This is a genomic window from Yokenella regensburgei (genome assembly GCF_003634235.1).
GTDB classification, from domain to species: Bacteria; Pseudomonadota; Gammaproteobacteria; order Enterobacterales; family Enterobacteriaceae; genus Yokenella; species Yokenella regensburgei.
The window spans coordinates 501,365-519,490 of the sequence record NZ_RBIZ01000005.1 but is presented as its reverse complement, the minus strand read 5'-3'; the positions used below and the strand labels follow the sequence as shown (position 1 = coordinate 519,490).

The following is an 18,126-nucleotide window of genomic DNA, read 5'->3' as shown; positions in this document are numbered from 1 at the left end:
AATCAGGTTCTCTCCGTTTTACTGAGCCACATATCACCCATTGTGCCACCGCGAATTTGCATGGGGTAAACGTGCTCGCTGCCGTCGACGGTAACATCAACAAACACCAGTCGGTTTTGCCGAACGGCTTCCAGCGCCTCCTTCAGCTTGCCTTCCAGCTCTTCCGGCTTATCAATGCGAATACCAACGTGACCATAGGCCTCCGCCAGGCGGACGAAATCGGGCAGCGATTCCATATAAGATTGCGAGTGGCGACCGGAATAAATCATGTCCTGCCACTGTTTCACCATTCCGAGATAGCGGTTGTTGAGATTCAGCACCAGCACCGGCAGCTCGTACTGAAGCGCAGTAGAAAGCTCCTGAATGTTCATCTGGATACTGCCATCACCGGTGACGCAAATTACCGTTTCACCCGGTAGCGCCATTTTCACCCCCAGCGCGGCAGGAAGGCCGAAGCCCATGGTGCCCAGGCCACCGGAGTTTATCCAGCGACGGGGTTTATCAAAGGGGTAGTAGAGCGCGGCAAACATCTGGTGCTGACCAACGTCGGAAGTCACGTAGGCGTCGCCGTTCGTTAACCGCCAGATAGTTTCAATCACCGCCTGTGGTTTAATCGCCGGGCTTTGGGTGTCGTACTTCAGGCACTGGCGCGCGCGCCATTGCTCAATCTGTTGCCACCAGTCGCGGATCTCATCCAGCGGTTGAGCTGCCGCCTCCTGATCGACAAGCTCCAGCATTTGATCCAGCACCTGACCCGCATCGCCAACGATGGGAATATCTGCGGCTACCGTTTTAGAAATAGAGGTGGGGTCGATGTCGATGTGCAACACCGTGGCATCCGGGCAGTATTTCGCCAGATTATTGGTCGTGCGATCATCAAAGCGAACGCCGACGGCAAAAATGACGTCAGAATGATGCATCGTCATGTTGGCTTCGTATGTGCCATGCATCCCCAGCATCCCCAACGCCTGGCGATGCGTTGCCGGGAATCCGCCAAGCCCCATCAGTGAAGAAGCCACCGGCAGGTTGAGCTTTTCAATCAACGTACGCAGCTGCGCATGGCACTGCGAATTTATCACTCCGCCACCGACGTAAACCACCGGCTTTTTTGCCGCAATCAGGGTCTGCAGCGCGCGTTTGATCTGCCCTTTGTGACCCGTCGTGGTGGGATTATAGGAGCGCATACTGACCGACTCCGGCCAGGAGTACGGCAGCTTATTTGCCGGGCTCAGGATATCTTTCGGCAGATCGACCACCACCGGGCCAGGGCGTCCACTGGCGGCAAGCCAGAAGGCTTTTTTCAGCACACCCGGGATATCTTCGGTTTGCTTCACCAGGAAACTGTGCTTCACCACCGGGCGCGAAATCCCCACCATGTCGCACTCCTGAAAGGCGTCATAGCCGATGAGCGACGTCGCTACCTGACCTGAGAGGATAACCAGCGGAATAGAATCCATATAAGCCGTCGCGATCCCAGTGATGGCGTTGGTCGCTCCCGGTCCGGAAGTCACCAGCACCACACCCACTTCTCCCGTAGCCCGTGCCAGACCGTCGGCCATGTGAACAGCGGCCTGCTCGTGGCGGACCAGCACATGATCAATGCCGCCAACGGTATGCAAAGCATCATAAATATCGAGGACAGCGCCCCCAGGATAGCCGAACACCTGCTTTACGCCCTGATCGATTAACGATCGGACTACCATCTCGGCTCCAGACAACATCTCCATGGTTCGCCTCCCGGCATGAACATAAACGCGCGTTTTCTCACATTCACTTAACATAACCGCTCGTTACCAGGCAGGCAATCACCCCCTAACCGGCTTCAAGCGCCTGAAAAAGCAGAAAAGAAAGCCATTAAACAAAAATATGGTGAATTACTTCAGAGATGGGAAAAGGAGATACTGATTACTCGGGATAATCGTTAAAGAACAGGAATTGATCCATTTTGTACGGAAAAAAGTAAGATAACCAAAACAACAAACAGAACGATATGCTGGATTATTTTATAATAACAAAACAAACAGGACGCCAAAGCGCCCGGGTTGTTTTGGGATTCACTAACGCTGACAAATAGCCGCCAGCAGTTCTTCCATCCACTGGTGACCTTTATCGCGACCCGCAGCCTCATGCCAGGAGAGATAACAGGTACGGCTGTTTAATTTCAGCGGCAAAGGTAATATCTGCAGATCGAGTTTATCAGCGAACTCTTCCGCCAGACCGCGTGGCGCAATAGCAACCATTTGCGTTTGGGCTACCACATTCAGAACGCTAATTAGCGCCATCCCCTGGTAAGCAACGCAGGATTGTTTATCTATCGTGTCATACCAGGGTTGACTGAATGAGGCATATCGCTCCAGCGAAACTACGGCATGTTGTTCCTGATAAATATCACTTTCTTTTAATGGACCGCTCAGGCGAGGATGCTTACGGCTGGCGACCAGAACCATTTCATCTTTAAATACAGGAATACATGAGAACTCCGGACGACGGAACTCCTCATAGCCCAGAACAAATTCAATTTCCTGATAGCGTAGCTGGTGTTCTGTATTTTGATTTAAGGATGACTTAAATACCAGGCTAATATTCGGTGCTATTTCTTTCACTCGATTAAAAATGAGTGATGTTAAATAGTTATCGAGCGGACTGCAGACACAGAGATGGAACACGCGTTCGCTGCTAAGCGGATCAAACTCGGATCCCGGCAGCTCATTTTGCACCAACTGCAGCGCCTGACGTACTGAAGCGAACAGCTGAAAAGCCCTGGCCGTAGGCTGGATCCCCCGCCCATAACGCACGAAAAGCTCATCATTAAACATCAGTTTCAGGCGGGCTACCGCGTTACTGACAGCAGGTTGCGACATCCCCAGAGTCTGTGCGGCACGCGTGATGTTCTGCTCCTGCATCACCGCATCAAACACGGTCAATAAATTTAAATCCACCATTCTGAGCTGTGGTTTAACCACAAACGACGGCTCAGCCTGGCGCTCAATTCTATCCACGGGCATTTCTAACTCCACTGTCACGATAAGCTCCCTTTGCATTAATGCAATAATAAATTCTGACAATATGATTTATCATGCATATAAAATCAGCAAAAGAGAAAAATATAAAAATAGGAAAATATAAAGACAGCCGGTGTCCACACGCGAAGATTCGGGTAAAAACGGTATTCGAATTCACCAAATCATAACTGGCCTTAATGAAACAAATGTAATCATAAACCAGAACAATAAGCAACGCTTGCGCTTAGCATAGATAATTGTAGTAAAAATAAATTGTATATTTAGTGACAATTAAACGATTAACAATTATTTTTCAAAAGAAACACGAATTTATTATTAAATTTATTTTCCAAATGAATAACATTAGACGAATCATACAGATAACTTTATCACATCAAAGATAAGCTGAAATAACCAGCTGCAAGCAAATTTAATAAAATGATTCAAAACATGTAAAACATGAACCGCCGTCGGAAGAATCATCGCCGCGGCGCAGCTAGCATCAGCACGATAAGCTAATTCACCCTACCATAATCGTTAAAGAAAACGTGTTTTTCCGGACACAGGGGTTGACTTCAAATGGTGTATCCAGTACCACTAAAAGCATATCGAATTGAACTGGAGTTGGACAACATGATTCGCACGTCACATTTCACCAGCCTACTACTACTAAACGCCTCATTTGTGCGCGGTAGTCTGGCGGGCGACGTTCAGCGATAAGTCCTCCTCCAGAAACAAAGACAACCCGCGCCATTGCGCGGGTTTTTTTATGCTCGTAGCAAGGCGCCCAGAACCATCAAGGACCTAAACCATGAGCCAGCAAGTCGTTATTTTTGATACCACTTTACGTGACGGTGAACAGGCATTACAGGCAAGTCTGAGCGTAAAAGAGAAGTTGCAGATTGCTTTTGCCCTGGAGCGTATGGGCGTCGACGTGATGGAAGTCGGGTTTCCGGTCTCTTCCCCGGGCGATTTTGAATCCGTACAAACCATCGCCCGGCAGATCAAAAACAGCCGCGTTTGCGCTCTGGCACGCTGCGTGGAGAAAGATATCGACGTCGCCGCAGAGTCATTGAAAGTCGCGGAAGCCTTCCGCATTCATACTTTTATCGCCACCTCACCGATGCACATCGCCACCAAGCTGCGAAGCACCCTGGACGAGGTTATCGAACGCGCCGTCTATATGGTCAAGCGCGCACGTAATTATACCGACGACGTTGAGTTCTCCTGTGAAGACGCAGGTCGTACCCCGATTGCCGATCTGGCTCGCGTAGTGGAAGCGGCAATAAGCGCCGGTGCTACGACGATCAACATTCCTGACACCGTCGGCTACACCATGCCGTTTGAGTTCTCCAATATCATTACGGGTCTGTACGAGCGCGTCCCCAACATCGATAAAGCCATTATCTCTGTGCATACCCATGACGATTTAGGTCTGGCCGTTGGCAACGCCATTGCGGCAGTTCACGCGGGTGCCCGTCAGGTAGAAGGCGCAATGAACGGTATCGGCGAACGTGCCGGTAACTGCTCGCTGGAAGAAGTGATCATGGCCATTAAGGTGCGCAAAGACATCATGAATCTGCACACCAGGATCAATCACCATGAGATCTGGCGCACCAGCCAGACCGTCAGCCAGATCTGCAATATGCCGGTCCCGGCGAACAAAGCGATTGTTGGCACCGGTGCCTTCGCACACTCCTCCGGGATCCACCAGGACGGCGTGATTAAAAACCGCGAAAACTACGAAATCATGACCCCGGAATCCATTGGCCTGAACCAGGTGCAGCTGAACCTGACCTCACGCTCCGGCCGTGCGGCGGTGAAGCACCGTATGGAAGAGATGGGTTATCAGGAAGCCGACTACAACATGGACCATCTGTACGATGCCTTCCTGAAGCTGGCGGATAAAAAAGGCCAGGTCTTTGACTACGATCTGGAAGCTTTGGCCTTCATTAATAAACAACAGGAAGAGCCAGAACACTTCCGTCTGGATTATTTCAGCGTGCAGTCCGGCTCAAGTGATATCGCTACTGCGTCAGTCAAACTGGCCTGCGGTGAGGAAATCAAAGCCGAAGCCGCTAACGGCAACGGCCCGGTCGATGCGGTGTATCAGGCCATTAACCGTATTACCAACTACAACATCGAGCTGGTGAAGTACGGCCTGAGCGCCAAAGGCCAGGGTAAAGATGCGCTGGGCCAGGTAGATATCGTGGCTAATTACAACGGCCGCCGCTTCCACGGCGTGGGCCTGGCGACCGATATCGTTGAGTCCTCCGCGAAAGCGATGGTTCACGTGCTGAACAATATCTGGCGCGCCGCCGAAGTCGAAAAAGAGCTGCAACGTAAAGCGCAGAATAATGAAAATAAAAAGGAAACCGTGTGATGTCGAAGAATTACCATATTGCCGTATTGCCGGGTGACGGCATTGGCCCGGAAGTCATGAGCCAGGCCCTGAAAGTACTGGAAGCTGTGCGCCAGCGTTTTGCGATTCGTATCTCCACCAGCCACTATGACGTGGGCGGGATTGCGATTGATAACCACGGAACACCGTTGCCGCAGGCGACGGTAGAAGGCTGCGAAAACGCCGATGCAGTACTGTTTGGCTCCGTTGGTGGTCCGAAATGGGAACATCTGCCACCCGCTGAACAGCCTGAGCGCGGTGCACTGCTGCCGCTGCGTAAACACTTTAAATTATTCAGCAACCTGCGTCCGGCAAAACTGTACCAGGGTCTGGAAGCGTTCTGCCCGCTGCGCGCCGACATCGCCGCTAACGGTTTCGATATTCTGTGCGTTCGCGAGTTAACTGGCGGCATTTACTTTGGTCAGCCAAAGGGCCGTGAAGGCAGCGGTCAGCATGAAAAAGCGTTCGATACCGAGGTGTATCACCGTTTTGAGATCGAACGTATCGCGCGTATTGCTTTTGAATCAGCGCGCAAGCGTCGCCATAAAGTCACCTCAATCGATAAAGCGAACGTCCTGCAGTCTTCCGTACTGTGGCGCGAAGTGGTCAACGAAATCGCCCGCGACTACCCGGACGTTGAGCTGGCGCACATGTACATCGACAACGCCACCATGCAGTTGATTAAAGATCCGTCGCAGTTCGACGTTCTGCTGTGTTCAAACCTGTTTGGCGACATCCTCTCTGACGAGTGCGCGATGATAACCGGTTCGATGGGGATGCTGCCTTCCGCCAGTCTGAACGAGCAGGGTTTTGGTCTGTATGAACCGGCAGGCGGCTCCGCGCCAGACATCGCCGGGAAAAACATCGCTAACCCGATTGCCCAGATCTTGTCTCTGGCGCTGCTGTTGCGCTACAGCCTGGACGCCGGAGAAGCCGCAAACGCTATTGAACGCGCGATCAATAAAGCATTAGAGAACGGCGTGCGTACGGGGGATTTATCCCGCGACGGCGCAGCGGTCAGCACCGATGAAATGGGCGATATTATTGCCCGCTATGTCGCTGAAGGGGTGTAATCATGGCGAAGACGTTATACGAAAAGTTATTTGATGCGCATGTGGTACACGAAGCGCCGAACGAAACCCCGCTGTTGTACATCGACCGCCATCTGGTGCATGAAGTCACCTCACCGCAGGCGTTTGATGGCCTGCGCGCCCACCATCGTCCGGTTCGTCAGCCTGGCAAAACCTTTGCCACAATGGATCATAACGTCTCTACCCAAACGAAAGATATCAATGCCTCCGGCGAGATGGCCCGCATCCAGATGCAGGAGCTGATTAAAAACTGTAATGAGTTTGGCGTCGAGTTGTATGACCTGAACCACCCTTATCAGGGTATCGTCCACGTCATGGGCCCGGAACAGGGTATCACTCTGCCAGGTATGACCATCGTCTGTGGTGACTCCCACACTGCCACCCACGGAGCCTTTGGCGCGCTGGCATTTGGTATCGGTACTTCTGAGGTTGAGCACGTGCTGGCCACGCAGACCCTGAAACAGGGTCGTGCCAAAACCATGAAGATTGAAGTGAAAGGCAAAGCGGCACCAGGCATCACCGCGAAAGATATCGTGCTGGCGATTATCGGTAAAACCGGTAGCGCAGGTGGCACCGGCCACGTCGTGGAGTTTTGTGGCCAGGCTATCCGTGACCTGAGCATGGAAGGCCGCATGACCCTGTGCAACATGGCGATTGAAATGGGCGCTAAAGCGGGTCTGGTTGCTCCGGATGAAACCACGTTTAACTACGTGCAGGGCCGTCTGCATGCCCCGAAAGGCCAGGATTTTGCCGACGCCGTCGCCTACTGGAAAACCCTGAAGACCGACGAAGGCGCAGCTTTTGACACCATTGTCACCCTGCAGGCGGAAGAAATTGCCCCGCAGGTCACCTGGGGTACCAACCCGGGTCAGGTCATCTCCGTCACCGACGCAATCCCCGATCCGGCGTCGTTCAGCGACCCGGTGGAGCGCGCTTCGGCTGAAAAAGCGCTGGCCTATATGGGCCTGAAACCCGGCATTCCGCTGACCGAAGTCGCTATCGATAAAGTCTTCATCGGCTCCTGTACCAACTCGCGAATTGAAGATTTACGCGCCGCCGCAGAAATCGCCAAAGGCCGTAAAGTCGCGCCAGGCGTGCAAGCGTTAGTGGTACCGGGTTCCGGCCCGGTCAAAGCGCAGGCAGAAGCAGAAGGTCTGGACAAAATCTTCATCGAAGCCGGTTTTGAATGGCGTCTGCCGGGCTGCTCGATGTGCCTCGCGATGAACAACGATCGTCTGAACCCTGGCGAACGCTGCGCGTCTACCAGCAACCGTAACTTTGAAGGCCGTCAGGGCCGCGGTGGTCGTACCCACCTGGTCAGCCCTGCAATGGCGGCAGCCGCAGCGGTCACCGGTCATTTTGCCGATATTCGCGGTATTAAATAAGGAGCACATCATGGCAGAGAAATTTACCCAACACACGGGCCTGGTGGTTCCTTTAGATGCCGCCAACGTCGATACCGACGCGATTATTCCCAAGCAGTTTTTGCAGAAAGTCACCCGCACCGGGTTTGGCGCGCACCTGTTTAACGACTGGCGTTTTCTCGATGACAAGGGCGAGCAGCCGAATCCGGAGTTCGTGCTCAACTTCCCGGTGTATAAAGGCGCCTCTATCCTGCTGGCGCGGGAAAACTTTGGCTGTGGCTCTTCACGTGAGCATGCCCCCTGGGCGCTGACCGACTACGGCTTTAAGGTCGTTATTGCCCCGAGCTTCGCCGACATCTTTTATGGCAACAGCTTTAACAACCAACTGCTGCCGGTAACGCTGAGCGAAGCGGAAGTGGATGAACTGTTTGCGCTGGTGCAGGCAAATCCGGGAATAACCTTTGAGGTGGATCTGGAAGCCGAAGTAGTGACAGCCGGTGATAAGACATACCGCTTCAGCATTGACGCATTCCGCCGTCACTGCATGTTGAACGGCCTCGACAGCATCGGGCTGACGCTGCAGCATGAAGACGCGATTGCCGCGTATGAGACCAAACAGCCCGCATTTATGCACTAAGGCTGATGCCGGATGCGGCTTCGCCTTACCTGGCCTACTCTATTGACGCCGTTGATGTAGGCCGGATAAGCGTAGCGCATCCGGCGTTTTTATCCCCTACACGTCCTTCACCCGCCAGGTCATCGCCAGTGCCACCAGAGAAATGGCTGCAATCACCCAGTAGACGCTGAAGTGTCCGTAACTTTGCGCCAGCGCCCCCTGTATCACTCCCGCCAGGATAACCCCGGTAGAAATACTGTTAGTGAACAGCGTAGTCGCCGATCCGGCGCGCCCCGGCATCAGATCCTGGAACCACAGCATGCCGATCCCCGCCACAATACCGATAAACACCGCGTTGAAGAACTGCAATAACAACAGCGCAGTACGGCTATGGAACATAATCAATCCGACGTAAAACAGCACACCGGCGGCTACCGCCGTCAACATCATCCGCCGTTTCCCAAAGCGCTTCACCACGTAGCCCGCGAGGATCATCGCCGGGATCTCAAGCCCCGCGGCGGTTCCCATCAGGACGCCCGCGAGACTGTCCGGCAGCCCAAGATCGGCGCTTATCCACAGCGGCATATCGATGATATACATGGTGTTGCAGGTCCACATCAGCGTGGAGGCGATGAACAGCATTCTGACGTTCTTATCTCCCCACCCCGCAACGTCGGTCACGGCAACGGCGGCGGGCTGCTCCACCCGAGCCACCGTCGGCAACGCCAGCGCTATCAGCAGCAAGCTCACCACGAAGATCCCGGCGGCGATAGTGAACATGGTGGTAAAGCCGTAATTAAGCGCCAGCATGAACGCCAGCGTGGGCCAATCACCCAGGCAAGCGACAACTGAGCACGCATGACCGAGCTGAACATCACCACTTCTCGCGCCGAACTGTCGGCATATTCACGCGCCAGGGCAAACAGCTGAGGCATGGCAGTATTGGCAAGCGATGCCAACAGCACGCCGCAGGTGATAAGCGTCAGGTAATGGCGGTTAAACGCGAACAACAACGCGTTACCCACCGCCATCAGACAGCACAGCATGATGAGCTTACGCCGATCGCCCCGGCTGTCGGACCGTTTCGCCAGCCACAGGCTGACAAGGATCCCGGCAATGGCGTTAACGGTATAAAACAGCCCGACCCAGAAAGGTTCCGCCCCCACTTCGCGGCTCAAAAACAAACTGAGCGTCGGAGCCTGCAGCGCACCGGCCACGCCCATCATGAAAGCCACCAGCATAAAAGCCGCGTAGACGCCGTTGAGCCGCCGTCCCATCGTCACCAACCAGAGCATGAATCATCCTTAACGCAAACAGGAAACGAAAAAAGCCAGCAGAAATTTTCTGCTGGCGGGTGATTACACCAATACTCAGTCACACATGATTCGGGCTGGCCGAGGAGCACATTAACGGGATGTAACTTCCAGGTGCATCATCGACTCGCTTCATCGAGAGCCATTATTGGCCTAATATAGGGATTAATAAATTGCTGAGTTTTTGTCGGGAGTTCCTCTTTTATGTCGTCTGCTCGCCTGCAACAACAGTTCATCCGCTTATGGCAGTGCTGTGAGGGGAAAACGCAAGAAACGACCCTGAATGAGCTGGCAGAGTTACTGAGCTGCTCGCGCCGCCATATGCGCACCTTGCTCAACACCATGGAATCGCGCGGTTGGTTGACGTGGGAAGCCGAAGCCGGACGCGGCAAACGCTCACGCCTGACCTTCCTCTACACCGGCCTTGCCCTGCAGCAGCAGCGCGCCGAAGACCTGCTGGAGCAGGACCGCATCGATCAGCTGGTGCAACTGGTTGGCGATAAGGCGACCGTGCGGCAAATGCTGGTATCGCACCTTGGTCGTAGCTTCCGCCAGGGGCGGCATATCCTGCGCGTGCTGTACTATCGCCCGATGCGCAACCTGCTTCCCGGTACGCCGCTTCGCCGCTCTGAAACCCATATCGCCCGGCAAATCTTCAGCTCGCTGACGCGTATAAATGAGGAAAATGGGGAACTGGAAGCCGATATTGCTCACCACTGGCAGCAAATTTCCCCTTTGCACTGGCGCTTTTTCTTGCGTCCTGGTATTCACTTCCACAATGGCCGTGAACTGGAAATGGCGGATGTGATCGTTTCTTTGAAGCGGGCCAGCGCGCTGCCGTTATATGGCCATATCACGCAGGTCGCTTCTCCTACCGCCTGGACGCTGGACGTGCACCTTTCGCAGCCAGATCAGTGGCTGCCGTGGCTACTCGGGCATGTCCCTGCGATGATCCTGCCGCAGGAGTGGGCCTCAATGCCGCATTTCTCCCGCTTGCCGGTAGGCACGGGTCCCTACGCCGTTGCGCGGAATAATGAAAACCAGCTCAAGATCCACGCCTTTGAAGAGTATTTTGGCTACCGGGCGCTTATCGACGAAGTGAACGTCTGGGTACTTCCGGAAATCAGCGAAGAGGTTAGCTGCGGGCTGACGCTGGAAGGCCCGACAACCGGAGAAAAAGCGGTAGAGAGCCGTCTCGAAGAGGGTTGTTACTACATGCTGTACGATGCCCGCTCGCACAAGGGTGCCTGCCAGGATGTACGCCAGTGGGTAAGCCAGGTGCTCTCTCCGGCGAGCCTGCTGTATCACGCCGACCAACAGTATCAGGGATACTGGTTCCCGGCCTACGGTCTGCTACCGCGCTGGCACCATGCCCGCCCGGGCCAGGGTGAGAAGCCTGCCGGACTGGAATCCCTGACGCTGACCTACTATCGTGAACACGTTGAACATCACAACATCGCGCAAATCATGGCTCGGTTGCTCGCCGAACACGGGGTACAGCTCGAGATTCAGGAGCTGGACTACGACGAATGGCACCGTGGCGAAGTGGTGAGCGATATGTGGCTGAACAGCGCCAACTTCACCCTGCCGCTCGATTTCTCTATTTTTGCCCAGCTGTATGAAGTACCGCTTATTCAACACTGCATTCCTGTCGACTGGGAAAAAGAGGCTGCCCGCTGGCATGCCGGAGAGATGAATCTGGCGAACTGGTGCCAGCAGCTCATCAACCAGCGCGCTATTGTGCCGCTGATCCACCACTGGTTGATGATTCAGGGACAGCGCAGTATGCGCGGCTTGCGTATGAACACGCTCGGCTGGTTTGACTTTAAGTCAGCCTGGTTCGCGCCACCGGAGCCCTGATACTTTCGTAACCGAGGCAAAATCATTACACTAGGCCGTTCTCAACGGGGTGCTGCGCCTGCGCGGCTGAGAAAATACCCGTCGAACCTGATCCGGATAACGCCGGCGAAGGGATTTGAGGCTGACTCAAAATCCTTTGCCACCTGGTTAACTTGAGGTGCAAAGTGTTAAAAAAACTCCTGCCGTTACTGACATTGGCCGCGCTTCCTGCGTTCGCTAAACCCGTTCTTACCGTTTACACCTACGACTCTTTCTCCGCCGACTGGGGTCCGGGGCCGGTGGTGAAAAAAGCCTTTGAAGCCGACTGCGACTGCGAGCTTAAGTTTGTGGCGCTGGAAGACGGCGTTTCTCTGCTTAACCGTCTGCGGATGGAAGGCAAGAACAGCAAAGCCGACGTGGTGCTGGGCCTTGATAACAACCTGCTCGAGGCTGCAACTCAGACCGGTTTGTTCGCCAAAAGCGGCGTTCCGACTGAGAGCGTAAAAGTACCGGGCGGCTGGAAAAACGACACCTTTGTGCCATACGACTACGGCTACTTCGCCTTCGTGTATGACAAAAACAAGCTGAAGAACCCGCCGAAGAGCCTGAAAGAACTGGTGGAAAGCGACCAGAAGTGGCGCGTGATTTACGAGGATCCGCGCACCAGTACGCCGGGTCTCGGCCTGCTGCTGTGGATGCAAAAAGTCTATGGTGACAAAGCCCCTGACGCCTGGCAGAAGCTGGCGAAAAAAACCGTCACAGTGACCAAAGGCTGGAGCGAAGCCTACGGCCTGTTCCTCAAAGGGGAAAGTGACCTGGTGCTGAGCTATACCACCTCTCCGGCCTACCACATTATTGAAGAGAAGAAAGATCAGTACGCCGCCGCCGACTTCAGCGAAGGCCACTACCTGCAGGTGGAAGTTGCCGCCCGGACTGCCGCCAGCAAGCAGCCGCAGTTAGCAGAAAAATTCCTGAAATTTATGGTTTCTCCGGGCTTCCAGCAGGCGATCCCAACCGGCAACTGGATGTATCCGGTGACCGACGCTGCACTTCCTGCCGGATTTGAAAAATTGGTCAAACCGTCAACCACGCTGGAGTTCACCCCGCAGCAGGTGGCATCTGAGCGCCAGAACTGGACCCGGGCATGGCAACGCGCCGTCAGCCAGTAATCCCTGGCTGGCTCATTCCCGGTCTGACGGCGTCCACGTTGATGGTCGCCGTCGCACTGGCGGCCTTTTTTGCCCTGTGGTTTAACGCCCCCGCCGGATCGTGGGGTGATTTGCTGCAGGACAGCTACCTGTGGCACGTGGTGCGCTTCTCGTTCTGGCAGGCGTTTCTCTCCGCGCTGCTCTCCGTGGTACCGGCTATTTTTCTCGCCCGCGCGCTCTACAGACGCCGTTTCCCCGGCCGCAACGCTCTGCTACGCCTGTGCGCCATGACCTTAATTCTGCCGGTGCTGGTGGCGGTATTTGGCATTCTTAGCGTGTATGGTCGCCAGGGCTGGCTGTCCACCCTGTTTCAGGCGCTGGGCTGGGAGTGGACGTTCTCGCCCTACGGTCTGCAGGGCATTCTGCTGGCACACGTCTTCTTTAACATGCCGATGGCAACGCGCCTGCTATTGCAGGCGCTGGAGCAAATCCCCGGCGAACAGCGCCAGCTTGCCGCCCAGCTTGGCATGCGTGGGCTCGACTTCTTCCGTCTGGTGGAGTGGCCGTGGCTGCGCCGTCAGATCCTGCCGGTATCCGCACTGATTTTTATGCTCTGCTTCGCAAGCTTCGCTACCGTGCTATCCCTCGGCGGCGGGCCGCAGGCCACCACCATTGAGCTTGCGATCTATCAGGCGCTGAACTTTGATTATGACCCGGCGCGGGCGGCGATGCTGGCGGTTATCCAGATGGTCTGCTGCCTGGGGCTGGTGTTGACCAGCCAGCGTCTGAGCAAAGCCATTGCGCCTGGCACAACCCGGATGAACGGCTGGCGCGATCCCGACGACCGGGTCTGGAGCCGAATTGCTGACACATTGCTCATTGGCCTTTCGCTGCTACTGCTACTCCCCCCGCTGCTGGCGGTGATTGTCGATGGCCTCAACTGCCAGCTCCCACAGGTGCTGATGCAGTCGGTGCTATGGCAGGCACTGTGGACCTCTCTGCGCATTGCGCTGGCGGCAGGCATACTGAGCGTTGTCCTGACCATGATGCTGCTGTGGAGCAGCCGGGAGCTACGCGCCCGCCGTCGTCCACTGGCCGGCCAGGCGATGGAGCTCAGCGGTATGCTGATTCTGGCGATGCCTGGCATCGTGCTGGCTACCGGCTTTTTCCTGCTACTGAACAACACCGTGGGATTGCCGGAATCAGCGGATGGTATCGTCATCTTCACCAACGCATTGATGGCAATCCCTTATGCTCTGAAGGTGCTGGAGACGCCGATGCGCGATGTCAGTACCCGTTACGGCACCCTGTGCCAGTCGCTGGGGATGCAGGGCTTCAATCGCTTACGCATTGTGGAACTGCGGGCGCTGCGTCGCCCCATAGCGCAGGCGCTGGCGTTTGCCTGCGTGTTGTCGATTGGAGATTTTGGCGTGGTGGCGCTGTTTGGCAACGACAACTTCCGTACGCTACCGTTTTATCTGTTCCAGCAGATTGGCTCATATCGCGGCAACGATGGCGCTGTCACCGCACTCCTGCTGTTGCTGCTGTGCTTTATTCTTTTCACCGCGATTGAAAAACTTCCGGGACGCGATGCTAAAACTCAATGATGTCACCTGGCTGTATCAGCATCTGCCGATGCGCTTTACCCTCTCTGTACGCCAGGGAGAGCAAATAGCCGTACTCGGCCCCAGCGGGGCGGGAAAAAGCACACTATTAAATCTAATCGCCGGTTTTCTCACCCCGGCAAGCGGCACTATCCTGATAGAAAATCAGCCCCATACCCATACCCCGCCGTCGCATCGCCCGGTCTCCATGCTGTTTCAGGAGAATAATCTCTTCAGCCATCTGACGGTTCGCCAGAACATAGGGCTGGGTCTGGATCCGGGCCTGCGCCTCAGCGAGGCGCAGCAGCATAAGCTGGAAGTGATTGCCGAACAGATGGGGATCTCCTCGATGCTCAGCCGTTTGCCCGGTGAGCTTTCCGGTGGGCAACGTCAACGTGCGGCGCTGGCGCGCTGCCTGGTGCGAGAACAGCCGATATTGCTGCTGGATGAGCCATTTTCAGCGCTGGATCCGGCACTGCGTCAGGAGATGCTGCTGCTGGTAAACGATGTCTGTCGCCGCCAGCACTTAACATTGCTGATGGTGTCTCATAGTGTGGAAGATGCCGCCCGTATCGCCGAGCGCGCGCTGGTGGTAGCGGAAGGCCGAATCGCCTGGGATGGGTTAACCGGGGAGTTACTCAGCGGCGAAGCCAGTGCCTCACCGCTGCTCGGGATTACACGCCGTTAGCGGCTGACCACTTTCGCCAGAATATCGAGGTATACCGGCATCAGCGGGTGGCGGAACACGGCCACCAGCGCCACCACTGCAACGCCAAGCAGTAACGGTGCCAGCCACAGCAGACGACTACGCGGCAAATATCGCGTCAGCCGGTCGCGGCTCGCCTTGCCACTGCGCCACAGACGCCAGCACAGATAGGCGGCAACCCATAACAGCAGCGCAGCCAGCAGCAATAACCATTTAAACCCACTGCTTTGCATGTCGGCAGGAATATCGATTGCCGCCCCTGCGAGGATCCCCGGCAGGAAATAGACCGGCGGCCACAGCAGGCAGCCGATGATATTCGGCAGCGCAAATTTGGCAACCGACAGATCCAGCATTCCTGCCACCATCGGCACCAGCGGACGGGTCGGCCCGACAAAGCGTCCTACCAGGATAGTAAACATGCTGTGCTGATGCAAAGCGTGTTCGGTCTTATCCAGTAGCGATTTGTTTTTCTTCATGAACGACCAGCGGTGCAGCGGCTTTTTGAAGCGCCAGCCAAGCCAGAAGGAGATCCAGTCGCCCAGCAGACAGCCGATAATGCCCGCCAGCCACGCCTGCCAGAAACTTATCTCGCCACCGCCAATGAGCGCACCAAGCCCGGCCATCATCACCGTTCCCGGCAGAATAAGCCCAACCAGCGCCAGTGACTCAAGAAACGCCACCAGTGCGACAGCAATCAGCGAATACATCGCCGACTGCGTAATGAAGTGTTCCAGCATTGCCTGCATAGCGCGTCCGGTCAGGAAAAAGAGTCAGGGATTCTCAAAGGGTCCCGGCGAGGAGTCAAGCAAAGTCGTTACTTTCCTGTAACAAAACAATACCACATAACGCAGGTTTTTTGCGGTAAGGCGACGCTTAAGGATATACTCGAAAAGCCAGCAGCAGACGCAGCTTTCCCAGTGAAATCACTGGCGGAGCGGCGAGTCGCCGTTCTGTATTTATTTCTGCGACATTGACCCTAAGGTGTTCCGGAGTACGACAGCACACTACGTGTGCGCGCTTCGCGAAGGTACACCTTCACACCTTACGGAATCATTTTGTGGTGCGCTGCTGCTGGCACCTCGATAAGGAGCATCGTTCGTATGAATGCCGCACAGCTTAGCCTGGTTTCGCTTGAACTTACCGGTCACCCGTACTGGAGCCCGCACAAACAGCTCCGCTGCCTGTACGCGCTCAGCAATCACAGCGAGCGTCATTACCGCACGCTTTCATTACCCAAGCGCAGCGGCGGCATGCGCAACATTCAGGTTCCCGACCCTCTTCTCAGGCAGGTTCAACGGCATATTCTGCGCCACGTGTTGTCGCTACTGCCGCTCTCACCCTTCGCCACGGCCTGGCGCCCCGAGTACTCGTTGCGGCACAATGTTCTGCCGCATCTTGGAAAAAAACAGGTGCTGAAGCTCGATATTGAGAACTTCTTCCCTGGCATTATCTTTCCGCAGGTTCAGCAGTTAGCCTTCGCTAAAACCTGCCTGCCCTATGCCGCGACGACGCTTTTAAGTCACCTCTGCTGCTACCGGGACCGTCTGCCGCAGGGAGCCCCAACGTCACCGATGCTGACAAACCTGGTGATGCGCCCTTTTGATGATTACATCGGTGACTGGTGCCAGCAGCAGGAGATCGCCTACACCCGCTACGGCGACGATATGACCTTTTCCGGTGATTTCGACGCCCGACGGGTGCAAAATAAAGTGGCCGGTTTTCTTGGCGAAATGGGTATGGTGCTCAACGAGGGTAAAACCCGGGTGATGAGGCGCGGTCAGCAGCAAATAGTCACCGGCATTATTGTTAACGAATCCACGCCCCGAGCCCCGCGCGAGATGCGCAGGGCGCTACGACAGGCGCTCTATTATTATGGAAAATATGGCGCTTCAGCCGTTCCCGAAGGCTTTGACGAGCAACAGTGGCTACAGTCGCTGCACGGCAAAATCACCTTCATCCTGCAGATCCACCCGGAAGATGCTGCCCTGCAGCATGCCCGCGGCATACTACAACGGCAACTGAAGGCTATTCGCAGCCAGCCCTGAACTCACTGGGGCTCGCCCCGGTGCATTTCTTAAAGACCCGTGAAAAATAGAGCTGATCTTCGAACCCCACGTTACGTCCCACGCTTGAAACCGGCATTCGCGTCGTACTGAGCAGCAGTTTGGCCTGGCTGATACGCTGGTCTTCACGCCAGCTAAGCACGCTGACGCCCAGCTGCTGCCGGAAAAGATGCGACAGCCGCGACGGTGACAGGCACACGTGTTGCGCCACCCTTGCTATCTCAAAATGCGGGTCGGCCAGGTGATCGCTGATGTACTGGCAGGCATCGCGTACCCGATTGTCCATCGGCGGATGCAGCGACTCGTTGATGGCTTCCATTCGGCGTAGCAGTAACTGCTCCAGCAGGTTTATCGCCAGCAGTTCAGAGTAGCGTCCGGCACCCTGCCCGGCCTCGATGATTTGCCCGAATAACCCGGCAAAGCAGGCCAGATGCGCATCATCCGGGCGGTAAAAGCCGGTCTGACCGAAGAGGGTCGGCCAGCTCAGCCATTCGTGCCAGTAGGCGCGTGGGCGGAAGTAAACCCACTGGTGATACCACTCTTCTGCATCCGGATGGCGGCCATAGTGGTGAATTTCACCGGGAGGAAACAGAACGATATCACCCGGACGGCAAACAAACTGCCGCCCATGGTTGTTAATGATCCCTTCTCCACGAACCGTCAGGTTAAGGATATAGCCCTTCATACCTGCCGGACGGTCGATAAAAAAATCGAGATACCCTTCGGCCTCAATAGGCGTTAATCCCGCCACCAGATGGGCATTAAACGAATAGCCAGGTAACAGAGGATCGTTCTGCGTTTCAGCCATTTTCTTCAGTACTCCCGGAGTTAATCAAGGAAACCAATTGTCCATATTGATATTTCTGTCCCTGGTACTGTTCTTCACGCCCGAAAGCCCAGAACTTTATCGCTACAGCCCGCTTAGCTCAGGAAAGCGACTGCGAATAACGGTATCTGACGGGTAACGAAAGTGTCTATA

General features: G+C 55.3%; 13 protein-coding genes, 1 pseudogene and 1 riboswitch. Of the genes and pseudogenes, 9 read left to right on the top strand and 5 right to left on the bottom strand.

Annotation, left to right across the window (positions count from 1 at the left end; genetic code table 11):
- Positions 1–2: 2 nt before the first annotated feature.
- Both ilvI and leuO read right to left on the bottom strand, forming a co-directional pair.
- Positions 3–1,727 (bottom strand): acetolactate synthase 3 large subunit, encoded by a 1,725-nt coding sequence (ilvI, locus tag C7387_RS17505; RefSeq protein WP_120817185.1) that lies wholly within the window; start codon positions 1,725–1,727, stop codon positions 3–5.
- Positions 1,728–2,057: 330 nt separating this feature from the next.
- The gene (gene leuO, locus C7387_RS17500; protein ID WP_087943231.1) at positions 2,058–3,023 is read right to left on the bottom strand and encodes a transcriptional regulator LeuO; all 966 of its coding nucleotides are present in this window, start codon (positions 3,021–3,023) and stop codon (positions 2,058–2,060) included.
- A gap of 790 nt (positions 3,024–3,813) precedes the next feature.
- On the opposite strand from leuO, the gene leuA reads away from it, so the two are divergent.
- Genes leuA through leuD form a run of 4 tightly spaced genes read left to right on the top strand, consistent with a single transcriptional unit; the run spans position 3,814 to position 8,495 of the window.
- Entirely contained in the window at positions 3,814–5,385 is a 1,572-nt protein-coding gene (gene leuA, locus C7387_RS17490) for a 2-isopropylmalate synthase (protein WP_006817126.1), read from the top strand.
- Complete coding sequence (gene leuB, locus C7387_RS17485) at positions 5,385–6,476, top strand: 3-isopropylmalate dehydrogenase (protein ID WP_006817125.1); 1,092 nt, start codon at positions 5,385–5,387, stop codon at positions 6,474–6,476. Before leuA ends, leuB begins: the two co-directional genes overlap by 1 nt.
- A 2-nt stretch (positions 6,477–6,478) precedes the next feature.
- Positions 6,479–7,879 (top strand): 3-isopropylmalate dehydratase large subunit, encoded by a 1,401-nt coding sequence (gene leuC / locus C7387_RS17480; protein ID WP_038252155.1) that lies wholly within the window; start codon positions 6,479–6,481, stop codon positions 7,877–7,879.
- 10 nt (positions 7,880–7,889) lie between these two features.
- Positions 7,890–8,495 carry a 3-isopropylmalate dehydratase small subunit gene (gene leuD / locus C7387_RS17475; protein ID WP_006817123.1) on the top strand — a complete coding sequence of 202 codons (606 nt, stop codon included), beginning with the start codon at positions 7,890–7,892 and terminating at the stop codon, positions 8,493–8,495.
- A 96-nt stretch (positions 8,496–8,591) separates the two neighbouring features.
- On the opposite strand, the pseudogene C7387_RS17470 reads toward leuD, so the two are convergent.
- Positions 8,592–9,769, bottom strand: a pseudogene (locus tag C7387_RS17470) (sugar efflux transporter).
- Between the two features lie 222 nt (positions 9,770–9,991).
- On the opposite strand from C7387_RS17470, the gene sgrR reads away from it, so the two are divergent.
- The 4 genes from sgrR to thiQ all read left to right on the top strand — a co-directional run bounded on the left by sgrR (position 9,992) and on the right by thiQ (position 15,066).
- Positions 9,992–11,647, top strand: a complete 1,656-nt coding sequence (gene sgrR, locus C7387_RS17465) for an HTH-type transcriptional regulator SgrR (RefSeq protein ID WP_120817184.1) — start codon at positions 9,992–9,994, stop codon at positions 11,645–11,647.
- A 35-nt stretch (positions 11,648–11,682) separates the two neighbouring features.
- Positions 11,683–11,779, top strand: a riboswitch (TPP riboswitch).
- Positions 11,780–11,811: 32 nt separating this feature from the next.
- The gene (gene thiB, locus C7387_RS17460; protein WP_006817120.1) at positions 11,812–12,795 is read left to right on the top strand and encodes a thiamine ABC transporter substrate binding subunit; all 984 of its coding nucleotides are present in this window, start codon (positions 11,812–11,814) and stop codon (positions 12,793–12,795) included.
- Positions 12,771–14,381 (top strand): thiamine/thiamine pyrophosphate ABC transporter permease ThiP, encoded by a 1,611-nt coding sequence (gene thiP / locus C7387_RS17455; protein ID WP_120817183.1) that lies wholly within the window; start codon positions 12,771–12,773, stop codon positions 14,379–14,381. Before thiB ends, thiP begins: the two co-directional genes overlap by 25 nt.
- Positions 14,365–15,066, top strand: a complete 702-nt coding sequence (thiQ, locus tag C7387_RS17450) for a thiamine ABC transporter ATP-binding protein ThiQ (RefSeq protein ID WP_006817118.1) — start codon at positions 14,365–14,367, stop codon at positions 15,064–15,066. The genes thiP and thiQ overlap by 17 nt, the downstream gene beginning before the upstream one ends.
- Here thiQ and C7387_RS17445 read toward each other — a convergent pair.
- Positions 15,063–15,830 (bottom strand): DedA family protein, encoded by a 768-nt coding sequence (locus C7387_RS17445; protein WP_006817117.1) that lies wholly within the window; start codon positions 15,828–15,830, stop codon positions 15,063–15,065. The genes thiQ and C7387_RS17445 overlap by 4 nt on opposite strands.
- A gap of 354 nt (positions 15,831–16,184) precedes the next feature.
- Between C7387_RS17445 and C7387_RS17440 the strand changes: the two genes are divergently transcribed.
- Positions 16,185–17,129: a reverse transcriptase family protein gene (locus C7387_RS17440; protein WP_120817182.1), complete on the top strand. Its 945-nt coding sequence runs from the start codon at positions 16,185–16,187 to the stop codon at positions 17,127–17,129.
- Here the strand turns inward: C7387_RS17440 and araC are convergent.
- On the bottom strand, positions 17,110–17,955 hold the full coding sequence (gene araC, locus C7387_RS17435) for an arabinose operon transcriptional regulator AraC (protein WP_006817113.1): 846 nt from the start codon (positions 17,953–17,955) through the stop codon (positions 17,110–17,112). The two genes, C7387_RS17440 and araC, sit on opposite strands and share 20 nt — an antisense overlap.
- Positions 17,956–18,126: the final 171 nt, after the last annotated feature.

Coding starts and splice junctions, on each gene's coding strand:
- ilvI (WP_120817185.1), bottom strand. CDS start 1,727: ATGGAGATGTTGTCTGGAGCCGAGATGGTAGTCCGATCGTTAATCGAT.
- leuA (WP_006817126.1), top strand. CDS start 3,814: ATGAGCCAGCAAGTCGTTATTTTTGATACCACTTTACGTGACGGTGAA.
- leuB (WP_006817125.1), top strand. CDS start 5,385: ATGTCGAAGAATTACCATATTGCCGTATTGCCGGGTGACGGCATTGGC.
- leuC (WP_038252155.1), top strand. CDS start 6,479: ATGGCGAAGACGTTATACGAAAAGTTATTTGATGCGCATGTGGTACAC.
- leuD (WP_006817123.1), top strand. CDS start 7,890: ATGGCAGAGAAATTTACCCAACACACGGGCCTGGTGGTTCCTTTAGAT.
- sgrR (WP_120817184.1), top strand. CDS start 9,992: ATGTCGTCTGCTCGCCTGCAACAACAGTTCATCCGCTTATGGCAGTGC.
- thiP (WP_120817183.1), top strand. CDS start 12,771: ATGGCAACGCGCCGTCAGCCAGTAATCCCTGGCTGGCTCATTCCCGGT.
- thiQ (WP_006817118.1), top strand. CDS start 14,365: ATGCTAAAACTCAATGATGTCACCTGGCTGTATCAGCATCTGCCGATG.
- C7387_RS17445 (WP_006817117.1), bottom strand. CDS start 15,830: ATGCAGGCAATGCTGGAACACTTCATTACGCAGTCGGCGATGTATTCG.
- C7387_RS17440 (WP_120817182.1), top strand. CDS start 16,185: ATGAATGCCGCACAGCTTAGCCTGGTTTCGCTTGAACTTACCGGTCAC.
- araC (WP_006817113.1), bottom strand. CDS start 17,955: ATGGCTGAAACGCAGAACGATCCTCTGTTACCTGGCTATTCGTTTAAT.